Here is a 14041-nt window from a genome sequence, read left to right on the forward strand (position 1 = left end):
TCGGTGATCTTGTCCGCGTACATGTGCACCTCGCCCGACACGTTCCGGGCCGCGCGACCGATCGTCTGGATCAGCGACGTGCCACTGCGGAGGAAGCCCTCCTTGTCCGCGTCGAGGATCGCGACCAGCGACACCTCGGGCAGGTCGAGACCCTCACGGAGCAGGTTGATGCCGACCAGCACGTCGTAATCGCCCGCGCGCAGCTGCCGCAGCAACTCGACCCGGCGCAGCGTGTCCACCTCGGAATGCAGGTAGCGCACCCGGATGCCCAGCTCCAGCAGGTAGTCGGTGAGATCCTCGGCCATCTTCTTCGTGAGCGTGGTGACCAGGACACGCTCGTCCTTCTCGGCCCGCTCGCGGATCTCGTGCACCAAGTCGTCGATCTGACCCTCGGTGGGCTTCACGACCACCTTCGGGTCAACCAGGCCGGTCGGGCGGATGACCTGCTCGACGAACTCGCCGCCCGCCTGCCCCATCTCGTACGGCCCCGGCGTCGCCGAGAGGTAGACCGTCTGGCCGATCCTGTCGGTGAACTCCTCCCAGGTCAGCGGCCGGTTGTCGACCGCGCTGGGCAGCCGGAACCCGAAGTCGACCAGGTTCCGCTTCCGCGACATGTCGCCTTCGAACATGCCGCCGATCTGCGGGACAGTCTGGTGCGACTCGTCGATGACCAGCAGGAAGTCTTCCGGGAAGTAGTCGATGAGGGTCGCGGGCGCGGTGCCTGCGCCGCGGCCGTCGATATGCCGCGAGTAGTTCTCGATGCCGGAGCAGAACCCGACCTGGCGCATCATCTCGATGTCGTACGCGGTGCGCATCCGCAGTCGCTGGGCCTCGAGCAGTTTGCCCTGCTTTTCCAGCTCGGCCAGCCGCTCCTCGAGCTCGGCCTCGATGCCGCCGATGGCCTTCTCCATCCGCTCCGGGCCCGCCACGTAGTGCGTGGCCGGGAAGATGCGGACCTCGTCGACCTCTTTGACGATGTCTCCGGTGAGCGGGTGCAGGTAGTACAGCTTCTCGATCTCGTCGCCGAAGAACTCGACGCGGACAGCCAGCTCCTCGTACGCCGGGATGATCTCGACCGTGTCGCCACGGGCGCGGAAAGTGCCGCGCGCGAAGGCGATGTCGTTGCGGGTGTACTGCACGTCCACCAGGGCGCGGAGGAAGACGTCCCGGTCGAGCTGCTCGCCGACCTTCAGCTTCGTCGACCGGTCGAGGTACGACTGCGGCGTGCCGAGACCGTAGATGCACGAGACACTCGCGACCACGATGACGTCACGCCGGGACAGCAGGTTCATCGTCGCCGAGTGCCGCAGCCGCTCGACGTCGTCGTTGATCGACGAGTCCTTCTCGATGTAGGTGTCCGTCTGCGCGATGTACGCCTCGGGCTGGTAGTAGTCGTAGTAACTGACGAAGTATTCGACCGCGTTGTGCGGGAACAGCTCCCTCAGCTCGTTCGCCAGCTGCGCGGCGAGCGTCTTGTTCGGCGCCATCACCAGCGTCGGACGCTGGACGCGCTCGATCAGCCAGGCCGTCGTCGCCGACTTACCGGTACCCGTGGCGCCGAGCAGGACGACGTCCTTCTCGCCCGCCTTGATCCTGCGTTCGAGCTCGTCGATGGCCGCCGGCTGGTCACCGGCGGGTTTGTACTCGCTGACCACCTCGAACCGGCCGCCGGTCCGGGGGATGTCCGTGACGGGGCGGAAGTCCGACTGGGCGAGCACGGGATGTTCGGTTGCGAAAGCCACGGGAACCAGAGTAGGCGCTGGGTCCGACAGTTTCCGTTTCGCCTGGTCGGATCAGCAGGAACAGTCACAACAGTTACAGCAGTCACAACCGTCACAGTTGTTGCACCATGCCTCGTGCGGCTTCCCGCTCCACGCCCCGGGGAACGGGTCCCGGCAGCAGAACTGGCACGAACAGCACATGTAGGTGGCCACCGCGCAACCGAGGAAGAACCCCCTCGGCTGGGCGGGCACCCGGAACTTCGGCGTCCAGCAGCACCCACCCTGACCGTCGGTCGGCGGGCCGCCGTGCTTCCGCTTCTTCTTCGGCGGCTCCTGCGGCGGACCCCCGCCACCGGGAGCGCCCGGCGGAGGAGGCGGCGCCTGGTAGCCGCCCTGCGGGTACTGCTGGGGCGGATAAGGCTGGTGGGGATGCTGCGGTGGCTGGAGGCCGGGCCCGATCCAGCCCGGCGGCGGCTGCGGGCCATGGCCGTGCCCGGTGAGGTTGTGCCCGAAAGCGCGCCGCACCGCCTGCCGCAGTTCGTGGACCAGGAGGGCGTGCACCAGCTTGGGCTGATCGAACTTCACCTCGCGAAGGGCGAGTTCGACGCCGAGCACGGCGTCGTCGCACAGCCGCCGAGCCTCGGCGAGCCCGGTCCCGGTGGCCGTCAGCGGGTTCCACGCACCGGCGGCCTCGTCCTCCGCGAGGTCCTCGACGGCGTCGAGCAGATGCGCGGCCCTGCCGAACAGGCGGCCGGCCTCGGCCAGCGGCGCCGCGTTCCCGGGGCGGCCGGCCAGGACCGCGGTGTGCGCGAACGCGGCCGCCGTCGCCAGTTCCGCGGGTTCGGTGGCGAGTACGGCCGAATCACCGAGGCGGACGGCGTTTTCGATCTCGGCCTGCCGGTCGACGGCCTCGGTCAGGACCGCGGTGTCGAAGCCGACCCGGATCCCCGTGCGGCTTCCCTGATCCGCCCAGCGCGTCGCCACCCGCCTCGCGGCGAGAGCGACAGAACGCCGCGCGAAGGCACCATCACGGTCTTCGACGTGGTCGCTGATCTTGGCCGACGCCAGCACGAGGGAGACCGCCGCCGCGAGCTGGGCGCCGCCGCCCTTCGCGACCGAAGTCCCCTTCATCGCCCGAAGCGGGCAAGGGCCGGCGTCGCGACGTCCTTCCGCACGTGATGACTGGGCTTCGACGAGCGCCGAGATGATCAGCCCGTCATAGTTCGTCACCATTCGGGCGAGATGTCCGTGTTCGTCCCGCAACGCCAGGCAAAGACCGCAGAGATGGGCGAGCCAGTCCGCGTGCAGACCCGCGGAAAGCCGGTGGCGGCACGGCCTGATGATCCCGAACATGCGTCGACTCCCCACTCACCCCTCTGGCGGAACCAGCGCACCTTATCCGGCCAGACGGCGCTACTCTCCCGGAACCCGCAAACCGTGATCGTCCACCCGGTTGGGCGGTGTTCGCGGGCGGCGCCGCCTTCCAAGATGGGCGGATGACCGCGCTGCATCCGCCCAAGGTCGAGTACTTCGACCCGGCCGCGAAGACCAACACGGACCCCAAGGGCATCGTGAGGGACGTCGAGGAATACCGCGAAGAACCCTTCGGCCTCTACATGGCGCGGCCGACGCCGGGGCGGGCCCAGTTCCACTACATCGAGTCCTGGCTGCTGCCGGATCTCGGCCTGCGGATCACCGACTTCTGGTTCACCCCCGGCCACGAACGCGATCAGGACTTCTACCTCGACGTCGTCGACATCCGCCGTGAGGACGGCGTCTGGGTGGCCACCGATCTCTATCTCGACCTCGTTCTGCGGGACAAGAAATCCGTCCAGGTGATCGACACCGACGAACTCCTCGCCGCGGTCACCGCCGGGTTGCTCTCCCCCGCCGACGGCGAACGCGCGCTCGGCGTCAGCCACGCGACGGTGGACGGGTTGGCCTCTCACGGCCACGACCTGCGCGGCTGGCTGTCCACAAAGGACATCACACTCGACTGGCGACGGCACTGACCTCTCGGCATCCATCGATCGGTTGATCCTGGCTCATCCCTTGGGTGAGCCGATCCTGACCGGCCGATGGATCCCCGGCGGGGCGGCGGTGCGGGACTCTCGATCAAGGGCGTAACCGATCGAGAGGGGGCGGATACCCGTGGTCATGGAGGCCGAGGGACTCCGGGAACGGTCCGATGGGCGAGAACCCGCGGGGGTCGCGTCGTTCGCCAGGGCACCGGTGCTGATGATCGCCGGGGCGATGGGGGCGGTCCTCGCGGCGACGGCCGATCGCTACGGCTACTTCGGCGACGAGTTGTACTTCCTGGCGGCCGGTCGGCATCTGGACTGGGGGTATGCCGACCAGCCGCCGCTGTTGCCACTGCTGGCCCGCCTGATGGACGCGTTCGGCGCCGATTCGCCGTTCGTCCTGCGCATCCCGGCGATGCTGGCGATGGTGGCCGGCGTGGTGCTGACGGCGCTCATCGCCAGGGAGCTGGGCGGCGGCCGCAAAGCGCAGACGATCGCGGCGGCGACGTTCGCGGTGTCCATCCAGATGCTCGGCGGCGGGCACTACCTGGCGACCAGCACGATCGACCCGTTCCTGTGGGCGCTGCTGATCTGGCTGCTCGTCCGCTGGGTGCGGACCCGGACGGACAGACTCCTGGTCTGGGCCGGTGTGGTGACCGGGTTCGCCCTGAACACGAAGTTCCTCGTCGGAGGCTTCTGGGTCGTCGTACTCGCCGCCACGGTGGCGTTCGGACCCCGTGACCTCGTCCGCCGCCCGGCGCTGTGGATCGGCGCGCTGATCGCCGCCGCGATGATCGCGCCCACCCTCGTCTGGCAGGCGGCGAACGGATGGCCGCAGCTGACCATGGGCGCGGCGATCTCCCAAGAGGTCTCGGCAGGCTGGGGCGGGCGGGTCACCTTCGTCCCGACGCTGGTGCTGAGCGCCGGACTACCGGTGGGGGCGATCCTGGTCTGCTATGGACTGTGGCGCCTGCTGCGGTCCGAACGCCTGCGGCCGTACCGGTTCCTCGGCTGGACCGCGCTCGGCGTCCTCGCCGTGTTCCTGCTGGCGAACGGGCGCTACTACTACGCGGCCGGGATGTTCGCCCCCCTGTTCGCCGCGGCGGCGGTGGAGATCGAGGCGGGCCAGGCGTCGAAGTACTGGCGCTGGATCGCCACCTGGCCGGTGTACCTCGTGGCCATGGTGATCGCGATCCCGCAGGCACTTCCGGTCCTCCCGCGTGCGCAGCTGGCGAGCGCTCCGGTGTGGGCGCGGCCGGTCTTCGCCGTCGAAGAGGTCGGCTGGCGGGAGATCACGGAGTCGGTGGGGCGGGTGTACCGGACCGTTCCCGATCCGTCCCGGACCGGTGTCGTCACGGCGAAGTACTGGCAGGCCGGCGCCATCGACCACTATGGACCGGAGTTCGGGCTTCCGTCGCCGTCGAGCCCCAACCGCGGCTACGTGACGCTGCCGAGGCCGCCGGAATCGGCACAGGACATCCTGTTCGTCGGGAACGACCCTTCGGGACTTGTGCCGTACTTCACGCAGGTGCGTGAGGTCGGCGCGCTCGACAACGGGGCCGGAATCCAGAACGTGAGTCAGGGCATGAAGATCTGGCTGGCCACCGGCCGGAACGGGAGTTGGGACACGGTGTGGCCGAAACTCACGGACTGGGGCTTCTGAGCCCTCACCGGCCCTCTCACGACCGACGCGCCACGCCGGTGGCACGTAAGGTGCGAGAGGACCGGCACCCGAGGGATCTGCGAGGAATGGATGGAAGCCGCCCGCGCGGCCGAAACACCGACGGTGTCCAGTGCGGCGTTCGCCCGGCTCCAGGTGGGGCTCCTCGCCGCCGCGGCCGCGGCGGTCCTGATGGCGACGGCGTGGCGGTACGGCTACTTCGGCGACGAACTGTACTTCCTCTCCGCGGGCAAGCGGCTCGCCTGGGGTTACGCGGACCAGCCGCCGGTGCTCCCGGTCCTGGCGCTGGCGATGGACACGCTCGCGCCCGGCAACGTCTTCGTCTTCCGCTTCCCCGCCGTCCTCGCGACGGCCGCCGGTGTCGTGTTCACCGGACTCATCGCCTACGAGATGGGCGGTGACCGCCGGGCGCAGACCCGCGCCGCCGCCGCGTACGCGATCTGCGGGCAGTTCCTCGGCAGCGGGCACTACCTGGCCACCTCGACGATCGACCCGGCGCTGTGGACGCTCATCGCGTGGCTGGTCGTGCGCTGGATGCGGACCCGCGACGACAATCTGCTGCTGTGGCTGGGCGTGGCGACCGCCGTCGCGCTGAACGTCAAGCTCCTGATCGCGACGTTCTGGGTCGCCGCCGGGGTCGCGATCCTGGTCTTCGGGCCCCGGGATCTCTTGCGCAGGCCCAAACTCTGGCTCGGCGCGGGGATCGCCGCGCTGTCGCTCGTCCCCACCCTCTGGTGGCAGGCCGCGAACGGCTGGCCGCAACTGGAGATGGGCGACGTCATCGCGCACGAGACCACCGGCGGCTGGAGCGGCCGCACCGGATTCCTGCCCGCCCTGCTGACCGGCGCCGGGCTCGGCATCGGTGTAGTCGGTGTCCTTTATGGACTCGTGGTCCTGCTGTTCTCGGCCAAACTGCGCGAATACCGTTTCCTCGGCTGGACCGCGGTCGGCGTGATCACCCTGTTCATCCTGTCGAACGGCCGGTACTACTACGCGGCGGGCATGTTCGGCGTGCTGTGGGCGGGCGCCGCCGTCCACTTCGGACAGTTGAGGCCGTCCTGGTGGTTCCGCTGGATCCCGACCTGGCCGGTGTTCCTGCTTTCCGCGCTGTACACGCTCCCGTACGCGCTGCCGGTGTGGCCGTCCGCCTGGCTCGCGGAAGGCCGGGACGTCCCCCGCCCGGCGTACACGCTGGAGGAGATCGGCTGGCCGGATCTCGCGCGTTCCGTAGCGGACGCCTATCACCGGCTCCCGCCGGACCAACGGGCGCGCACCACGCTCGTCACGGCCGGGTACTGGCAGGCCGGAGCGTTGGACCGGTACGGCGCCGACTACGGGCTTCCCGCCGTGTACAGCCCCAGCCGGGGCTTCTGGTACTTCGGGCATCCGCCCGAGACCGCGGACAGCGTCCTGTTCGTCGGGCCGGATCCGGCACGGCTGTTGCGGTCGTTCACCGACGCCCGGATCGTCTCCCGCGTGGGCAACGCGGCCGGCGTCCGCAACGTGAGCCGGGGAATGCCGATCTGGCTGGTCACCGGCCACACCGAAACCTGGGCCACGGCATGGCCCGGCCTGCGAGAATTCCGGGTATGACCAGCTGGATCCGGTGGCAGGACTCGCTGTGGCCGTCTCCTGACGACGGCGGGTCGCTGTGGCGCCCTGGGGGCGGCCGGATCGAAAATTGTCTGCCGTACGCTCTGCTGACGCTCAGTACGGTGCTCAGTCTCGTGATCTCCGAGCACGACCCGCCGCGCACACTGGGACTGGCCGGGATCGCGGCCGTCTGGCTCCTGCACGCTGCTTTCGAAGCGCTGGGAAGGTCATCCGGTCGTGATCGCCGTGTCCTTCACCGGGCTGGTACCGATCGCGGCGGTGCTCGAAGCGCACGACACGATCTTCCTCATCTTCATGATCACCGGTGTTCTTCGACGCGATGCGCCTGCGGCCCGCCCCACTGGCGCTCGCCGGGATCTTCGCGGTCTCCGCGCTGATCAACACGGTCCCCAACGGCGGCCCGCTGCGGGCGTTCGCCGATCAGCCCGCGCTGTGGATCGTGGTCACGCTCGTGCAGACGGCCGCCGTCGCCATCGCTTTCGCGCGGGGACCGCCCGGCGGCTGAGGCCTACGGGGTCCAGCCGGTCGAGTCCGCCCAAGCGTCGGCACGGGTGAAGGCCGCGTCGACCCAGCCCTGTTTCTCGTCGGTGTACCGCTCGACCGTCCCGTCGCCTGCGTGCTTCGCGGCCATGGCGTTCTTGACCGCGGCGTAGGCGTCGCGCTCGCCCGGATTCCGCCGCAGCCATTCCGGGAACAGCAGCGCGAGCCGCCAGGCCGGCGTCTCCCGCGAGCGGACGTGCAGGTTGATCGGACGGCGAGGATCGCCACCGAAGTGGAACCGCTTGGGCCAAGTGCCCTCTTCACCGTGCGCGTCGTCGAACCACTCCCCTTCCGCTCGCGGGAACCCCGCGTCGGAGAGCGCGTCGGCCAGCTCGTCCGCCTTGTCCAAAGTGGACACGGTCAGCTGGAGGTCGAGGATGTCCTTGGCGGGCAGCCCCGGCACGGACGTCGAACCGATGTGATCGACCCGCACGGCGTTGTCACCGGCCACCACGCGGATCCGCGCGAGCGCCCGCTCGGCCTGCACGGGCCATGTCTCGTCGTACGGCGCGATCTTCGGCGACATCGGCGCGCGCGGCTTGCGGAGCCGCACGTTCGCCTCGAACGGGGTCAGCCTGTCCGCCCACAGCGCGTCGACCTCGGCGAGCACGATGTCGGGAGCTCCGCTGTTGTCGAACCAGACGTCGGCCACGGCCCGGCGCTGATCGGTCGTGGCCTGCGCCTTGATCCTGGCACGCGCGTCGTTCTCGGCCATCCCCCGCGCTTCGACCAGGCGGCGGACCCGGACCTCCTCCGGCGCGTCGACCATGACGACGAGGTGGTACATCGGCGCGAGCCCGCCTTCGACGAGCAGCGGGATGTCGTGGACGACGATCGCGTCCGGCGCCGCGGCCGCCATCAGCTCGGCCGTCCTGGCGCCGACCCTCGGATGGACGATCGAGTTCAGCCGTTTGCGGGATTCTTCGCCGGCGAACGCCTTGGCGGCGAGCGCGGCCCGGTCCAGCGCGCCGTCTGCGGCGAGGATGTCTTCCCCGAACGCCTCGACGAGTTCGGCGAGCCCCGGTGTCCCCGGCTCGACGACCTCCCTGGCGATCTTGTCGGAGTCGATGAGGACGGCGCCGTGCTCGGAAAGCCGGTTCGCCACCGTCGATTTTCCGGCGCCGATCCCGCCGGTCAGGCCCACACGCAGCATGACGATCAGCCTAGTGGCGTGACCTGGGCCGACCGCGCAGGGTCACAAGATGTGCACTTCCGGCACAGAAGGGTGCAAAAGGCAAGTTCATAGTGACGCGTTACACGACCTTTATGGGTGACACGCCGGGCGGTTACCGGGCTTCGGCGGCTTGATTGCGTACCGTGCGCGGCGAAGGTAGCCCACACGGAGGAAAGATGGCAGACGGTAAGCACGTCGGAAGGCACCGGCTCGGAACGCCGGGCCTGGTGCACTGTGTCCTCCATCGTCCCGTGGCCGACGCCCTCGCCGAATACCGGCGCACGTGGCTGAGCGCGCTCCTCGTTCCCGCCAAGCACAGCTTCGCCGGACTCCGCCGCAAGGCCCGCGCCGCGGCACTCGAACGTGTCTGGGTGCCGTCCGTCCCGTCCGTCCGGACCGCCACCTCCTGATTTCCTCTCCCCACTACCGCATTCAGTCCTCTGAATGCGGTAGTTGCGCGTGCAAGGAACGCATCCAGAGGACTGAACGCGGACAAGAAAGCGGCCCCGGTCCGTAGTGGACCGGGGCCGCTGTCAGTCAGCTACTGGCTGAGCGCCTGGATCACGCGCCGCCCGACAGCTTCTCGCGGAGAGCCGCGAGCTGCTCGTCGCTGGCGAGCGTGCCACCGCTCTTGGCCTCGGCCGGAGCGGAGGTGTAGCTCTGCTCGCCCGAGTCGCCCGAGGTGACACCGGTCGCGGCGTCCGCGGCGGCTTCGGCGTCGGCCTCGGCTGCCTTCTGGACCTGCTTCATGTGAGCCTCGTAGCGCGTGTGAGCCTCGGCGTACTGACGCTCCCACTCCTCACGCTGCTTGTCGAAGCCTTCCTGCCACTCCTGGGTGTCCGGGTCGAAGCCTTCGGGGTAGATGTAGTTGCCCTCGGCGTCGTACTCGGCGGCCATGCCGTACTGGGTGGGGTCGAACTCGGTCTCCGGCGTGACGCCCTCGTTCGCCTGCTTCAGCGACAGCGAGATGCGACGACGCTCGAGGTCGATGTCGATGACCTTGACCATCACGTCGCCGTTGACCTGGACGACCTGCTCCGGGATCTCCACGTGGCGCTCGGCCAGCTCGGAGATGTGCACCAGGCCCTCGATGCCCTCCTCGACGCGCACGAACGCACCGAACGGGACGAGCTTGGTGACCTTGCCCGGCACGATCTGGCCGATCGCGTGGGTGCGGGCGAACTGACGCCACGGGTCTTCCTGGGTCGCCTTCAGCGACAGCGAGACGCGCTCGCGGTCCATGTCGACGTCCAGAACCTCGACCGTGACCTCCTGGCCGACCTCGACGACCTCGGACGGGTGGTCGATGTGCTTCCAGGACAGCTCGGAGACGTGCACCAGGCCGTCGACGCCACCCAGGTCCACGAAGGCACCGAAGTTGACGATGGACGACACGACACCCTTGCGGACCTGGCCCTTGGCGAGCGCGTTGAGGAACTCGCTGCGCACCTCGGACTGGGTCTGCTCCAGGTAGGCGCGGCGGGACAGGACCACGTTGTTGCGGTTCTTGTCCAGCTCGATGATCTTCGCCTCGAGCTCGCGGCCGACGTACGGCTGCAGGTCGCGCACGCGGCGCATCTCGACCAGCGACGCCGGCAGGAAGCCGCGCAGGCCGATGTCCAGGATGAGGCCGCCCTTGACGACCTCGATGACGGTGCCCTTGACGGGCTCGTCCTTCTCCTTGAGCTCCTCGATCGTGCCCCAGGCGCGCTCGTACTGCGCACGCTTCTTGGACAGGATCAGACGGCCTTCCTTGTCCTCCTTCTGGAGGACCAGGGCTTCGACCTCATCGCCGACGGTGACAACCTCAGCCGGGTCGACATCGTGCTTGATGGAGAGCTCGCGCGAGGGGATGACACCCTCGGTCTTGTAGCCGATGTCGAGCAGGACCTCGTCACGGTCGACCTTGACGATGGTTCCTTCGACGATGTCGCCATCGTTGAAGTACTTGATCGTCTTGTCGATCGCAGCGAGGAAGTCTTCCTCCGACCCGATGTCGTTGATAGCGACTTGCTGGGGCCCGGCGGGGGCGGTCGGGGCGGTGGCGGTGTCGGTCGTCATTAGGCGGGTTGCTCCGGTGGATGGGAAGTAGTGGGTTTGCAGTTAGGGCACCATGGGCTCTTCCGACATGAGGCGACCACATAAGCAAACGTCCACAGGGAACGACCGCGAGCATCACCGCATCCGGTACGCGACCCCCTGACCCGGACGCTGAGCGAACCGGGGGAAAGAGTAGCGCGAACCCACTGCGCTAACAGATATCCTACGCGGCCCCCTGTACACGGCACAATCAGGGTCGCCCCCACGATCGCGGCGGGCGGATAGACTGTCCCGCGAAGCCCTGACCTGGGGAAAGGATATCGGTTTGAGCCAGCAGTCCGTCACCGAGCCCGAACGGCACGCAGAGGCCGAGGAGCGGCTCGGCACCGCGGGGGTCGCCTACCGGGCGGTCTCGGCGCCGGAGGCCACCGCCGCGAACCTGGCGTGGTGGGACGCCGACGCCGACGACTACCAGGCGACCCACGGCGGCTTCCTCGGCGACGCGGACTTCGTCTGGTGCCCCGAGGGCGTCCGCGAGGCCGACGTCGCGCTTCTGGGTGAAGTCGGCGGCAAGCGGATCCTCGAGGTCGGCTCCGGACAGGCGGCCTGCTCGCGCTGGCTCGCCGCGCAGGGTGCCGACGCGGTGGCGACCGATCTGTCGGCAGGCATGCTCCGGCACGCGAAAGAGGGCAACGAGCGCACCGGCACCCTCGTCCCGCTCGTGCAGGCGACGGCGGAGTCGCTGCCGTTCGCCGACGCGAGCTTCGACGCGGCCTGCTCGGCCTTCGGCGCGATCCCGTTCGTGGCCTCGGTGGACGTCGTGTTCGCCGAAGTGCACCGGGTGCTCCGGCCGGGGGCCCGCTGGGTGTTCTCGGTGACCCATCCGATGCGCTGGATCTTCCCCGACGACCCCGGCCCGCAGGGCCTCACCGTCACCCAGCCGTATTTCGACCGCACACCCTATGTCGAGGTCGACGAAGAGGGCGTCGCGACGTACGTCGAGTATCACCGGACCCTCGGCGACTACGTCCGCGCGCTCGCCGACGCCGGGTTCGCGCTGACCGACCTCATCGAGCCCGCCTGGCCGGAGGGCCACTCCCGCACGTGGGGGCAGTGGAGCCCGTTGCGCGGCAAGCTCTTCCCCGGCACGGCGATCTTCTGCACCCAGCGGGGATGATCCCGGCGGCGGAGCGGCAGCGGGCGCGGTTCGCCGCGCTCGACCCGTTGCTCCCGCCGCCGCCTCCGCTCCCGGCCGGAGAACCGGTCGAGGCGGACGGCGCCTTCGGGACGATCGCGCACGTCCGGTTCGCGGCGGGTTCCTGGCAACGACTCTGGAGCCCGGCTCAACTGCAGATCCTCTCCGCGATCCTCCCGCTCGACGCCGGCGCGGGGATGAGCGCGCTGCTCTCCGCCTGGCGCGAGCGAATCGCCCTAGCCGACGCCGAACCCGACTCGTCGTGCACGGTCACCTGGCCCAGCCGGGACGTCGCGGTGTCGCGGGCCCTGCTCGACCACGGGCTCGCGCCGCAACTGGCGCTGGCCGTCCGCGCGCCCGTGGCGGGCGAGGCGTATTCCGTACCCGGCGTGACCATCCGCGCGTCGACCCACGGCGACTTGGAAGAGATCGTCGGCCTGCGCTTCGAAGAACTTCACTACACCTCACTGGTCGGCCACGGTGTCGTCCGGCCGGGGGCCAAGGCCCTGCTCGCCGAAGAGGTCCGGCGTGGCCTGCAGTTCGGGGGCCGCGTCTGGATCGCCGAAGAGGAAGGCGTCACGGTGGGGATGGTGACCTCCGGAAAGCGCTCCCCGATCCCCGGTGACGCGCTCGCCGGGCGGCTGCCGCCGGGCGAGTGGGGCTATGTAGGAACGCTCGCGGTGACCGCGGCCGCGCGGGGGCGAGGGATCGGGCGCGCGCTGACCGCCGTCGCGCACGACGAGCTGTTCTCGCCGTCGCTGCGCGGTACCTTCGTCTCGTACAATCCGGCCAATCCGCTTTCCCCGGTGTTCTGGCACCGGCAGGGTTATCGTCCACTGTGGACGACGTGGGCCGTCTGCCCCGCCGCGGCCCTGCGGTAGCGGAGCCCGGCGCGGCCGACCCTGAGAGCCTGGTGGCGGAGCTGAGGATTTGTCCGGAAAGTGACTATACGCGTGAACCCGCCCGGCCGAAGGCCCCGCTATCGCGGTGGCAGGGCGCCTTCACCACCGTCGCGACCCGAAAGACCAACGCGCGCCCTGTCGACGTCGATCGCGGACGCGGGTTCACCTACAGACACTGGGGACGGGATGGAAATCGAGAAGACGTTGTTCGACGCGCACCGCGCCCGGTTCGCGGCGATCGACCGGCTCCTGCCCGAAGCCGCGCGGCCCCCGGCCCGCGGCGAGCGCGTGGACGCCGCCACGGCGGCGGGTGTCCAGGTCACCGGCGTGGTGCAACGTCAGCTGCACGGTCCGGACGACGTCACCCTGCTCTGGTCGGCCGCCGACGCGCGGCAGCTGTTCCCGTTCATCGGGACCACCGGCACCGAAGGCATGGACGTCCTGCTGCGCGCGTGGCGGACGCGGATGGACGCCGAAGCACCCGGCGAGGATTCGTCCTGCGTGATCAACTGGCCGAGCCGGGACGCCGAGGCGATCCGTGCCTTCCTCGACCACGGGCTGGTGCCGATGTCCGCGCTCGCCGTGCGCACCGGGAGCCGTCACGACGATCCGGGTGCCGACGGCGTGACCGTCCGCCGGGCCCGGCACGAAGACTTCGACACCCTGCTCGAGCTGGCCGTGTCGACGCACGACTACATCGGCCAGGTCGCCACCCGGTACCGCCCGAACGCGGCCGAACTGCTCGCCCCGGCGCTGGAACTCGCCCTCGAAAAGGATCGCCCGCTGCTGTGGCTGGCCGAACGGGACGCCCGCATCGCCGCGTTCGCGCACGGCGCCTGGATCACGTCATCGCCGGGGTCGGCCGAGGCCGAGCTGCTCCCCCATGGCCACTGGGGATACGTCAACAACGTCGTCACCGTGCCCGCCCTGCGCGGGAGCGGCCTCGGCCGCACACTGATGGCGGCGGTGCACGAGGAGTTCGCCGCGGGCGATGCGGACGGCACGTACCTCTACTACAACCCGACCAACCCGCTTTCCTCGGTGTTCTGGCACCGCCAGGGTTATCGTCCACTGTGGACCTCCTGGGAGATCCATCCGGCTTCGGCCCTGCGCTAACCGTCCGGTTTGCGGGGGTTTCGTCACTCTTGCGTGT

12 protein-coding genes are annotated in these 14041 nt (G+C 69.5%); 8 read left to right on the forward strand and 4 right to left on the reverse strand.

The window, feature by feature from the left end; translation table 11 throughout:
• Both uvrB and AC069H_RS17050 read right to left on the reverse strand, forming a co-directional pair.
• Positions 1 to 1742: excinuclease ABC subunit UvrB (gene uvrB, locus AC069H_RS17045; RefSeq protein WP_478232940.1), on the reverse strand; the 1742-nt coding region annotated here is incomplete at its 3' end.
• 51 nt (positions 1743 to 1793) lie between these two features.
• On the reverse strand, positions 1794 to 3074 hold the full coding sequence (locus AC069H_RS17050; protein WP_478232941.1) for a DUF5685 family protein: 1281 nt from the start codon (positions 3072 to 3074) through the stop codon (positions 1794 to 1796).
• 143 nt (positions 3075 to 3217) lie between these two features.
• Between AC069H_RS17050 and AC069H_RS17055 the strand changes: the two genes are divergently transcribed.
• The 4 genes from AC069H_RS17055 (at position 3218) to AC069H_RS17070 (ending at position 7542) form a co-directional block, all read left to right on the forward strand.
• On the forward strand, positions 3218 to 3733 hold the full coding sequence (locus AC069H_RS17055) for a ribonuclease FAU-1 family protein (protein ID WP_478229549.1): 516 nt from the start codon (positions 3218 to 3220) through the stop codon (positions 3731 to 3733).
• 145 nt (positions 3734 to 3878) lie between these two features.
• Positions 3879 to 5405, forward strand: a complete 1527-nt coding sequence (locus AC069H_RS17060) for an ArnT family glycosyltransferase (RefSeq protein ID WP_478232942.1) — start codon at positions 3879 to 3881, stop codon at positions 5403 to 5405.
• A 90-nt stretch (positions 5406 to 5495) separates the two neighbouring features.
• On the forward strand, positions 5496 to 7016 hold the full coding sequence (locus AC069H_RS17065) for an ArnT family glycosyltransferase (protein WP_478232943.1): 1521 nt from the start codon (positions 5496 to 5498) through the stop codon (positions 7014 to 7016).
• 325 nt (positions 7017 to 7341) lie between these two features.
• Positions 7342 to 7542 (forward strand): hypothetical protein, encoded by a 201-nt coding sequence (locus AC069H_RS17070; RefSeq protein WP_478232944.1) that lies wholly within the window; start codon positions 7342 to 7344, stop codon positions 7540 to 7542.
• 3 nt (positions 7543 to 7545) lie between these two features.
• Here AC069H_RS17070 and coaE read toward each other — a convergent pair whose 3' ends face one another.
• Complete coding sequence (gene coaE, locus AC069H_RS17075) at positions 7546 to 8730, reverse strand: dephospho-CoA kinase (RefSeq protein ID WP_478232945.1); 1185 nt, start codon at positions 8728 to 8730, stop codon at positions 7546 to 7548.
• Between the two features lie 197 nt (positions 8731 to 8927).
• On the opposite strand from coaE, the gene AC069H_RS17080 reads away from it, so the two are divergent.
• Positions 8928 to 9161: a hypothetical protein gene (locus tag AC069H_RS17080; RefSeq protein WP_478229554.1), complete on the forward strand. Its 234-nt coding sequence runs from the start codon at positions 8928 to 8930 to the stop codon at positions 9159 to 9161.
• Positions 9162 to 9312: 151 nt separating this feature from the next.
• Here the strand turns inward: AC069H_RS17080 and rpsA are convergent, their stop codons facing one another.
• Positions 9313 to 10812, reverse strand: a complete 1500-nt coding sequence (gene rpsA, locus AC069H_RS17085) for a 30S ribosomal protein S1 (RefSeq protein WP_007028125.1) — start codon at positions 10810 to 10812, stop codon at positions 9313 to 9315.
• Positions 10813 to 11116: 304 nt separating this feature from the next.
• On the opposite strand from rpsA, the gene AC069H_RS17090 reads away from it, so the two are divergent.
• The 3 genes from AC069H_RS17090 to AC069H_RS17100 all read left to right on the forward strand — a co-directional run bounded on the left by AC069H_RS17090 (position 11117) and on the right by AC069H_RS17100 (position 14004).
• Positions 11117 to 11968, forward strand: a complete 852-nt coding sequence (locus tag AC069H_RS17090) for a class I SAM-dependent methyltransferase (RefSeq protein WP_478229555.1) — start codon at positions 11117 to 11119, stop codon at positions 11966 to 11968.
• Entirely contained in the window at positions 11965 to 12867 is a 903-nt protein-coding gene (locus tag AC069H_RS17095) for a GNAT family N-acetyltransferase (protein WP_478229556.1), read from the forward strand. The genes AC069H_RS17090 and AC069H_RS17095 overlap by 4 nt, the downstream gene beginning before the upstream one ends.
• A 207-nt stretch (positions 12868 to 13074) precedes the next feature.
• Positions 13075 to 14004, forward strand: coding sequence for a GNAT family N-acetyltransferase (locus tag AC069H_RS17100; RefSeq protein ID WP_478229557.1), 930 nt, complete (start codon positions 13075 to 13077; stop codon positions 14002 to 14004).
• Positions 14005 to 14041: the final 37 nt, after the last annotated feature.

The sequence above is a fragment of the Amycolatopsis sp. NPDC043887 genome (genome assembly GCF_056435665.1).

Excerpts from the sequence above, each read along its gene's own strand:
- AC069H_RS17050 (WP_478232941.1), bottom strand. The coding sequence starts at position 3,074 with ATGTTCGGGATCATCAGGCCGTGCCGCCACCGGCTTTCCGCGGGTCTG.
- AC069H_RS17055 (WP_478229549.1), top strand. The coding sequence starts at position 3,218 with ATGACCGCGCTGCATCCGCCCAAGGTCGAGTACTTCGACCCGGCCGCG.
- AC069H_RS17060 (WP_478232942.1), top strand. The coding sequence starts at position 3,879 with ATGGAGGCCGAGGGACTCCGGGAACGGTCCGATGGGCGAGAACCCGCG.
- AC069H_RS17065 (WP_478232943.1), top strand. The coding sequence starts at position 5,496 with ATGGAAGCCGCCCGCGCGGCCGAAACACCGACGGTGTCCAGTGCGGCG.
- coaE (WP_478232945.1), bottom strand. The coding sequence starts at position 8,730 with ATGCTGCGTGTGGGCCTGACCGGCGGGATCGGCGCCGGAAAATCGACG.
- AC069H_RS17080 (WP_478229554.1), top strand. The coding sequence starts at position 8,928 with ATGGCAGACGGTAAGCACGTCGGAAGGCACCGGCTCGGAACGCCGGGC.
- rpsA (WP_007028125.1), bottom strand. The coding sequence starts at position 10,812 with ATGACGACCGACACCGCCACCGCCCCGACCGCCCCCGCCGGGCCCCAG.
- AC069H_RS17095 (WP_478229556.1), top strand. The coding sequence starts at position 11,965 with ATGATCCCGGCGGCGGAGCGGCAGCGGGCGCGGTTCGCCGCGCTCGAC.
- AC069H_RS17100 (WP_478229557.1), top strand. The coding sequence starts at position 13,075 with ATGGAAATCGAGAAGACGTTGTTCGACGCGCACCGCGCCCGGTTCGCG.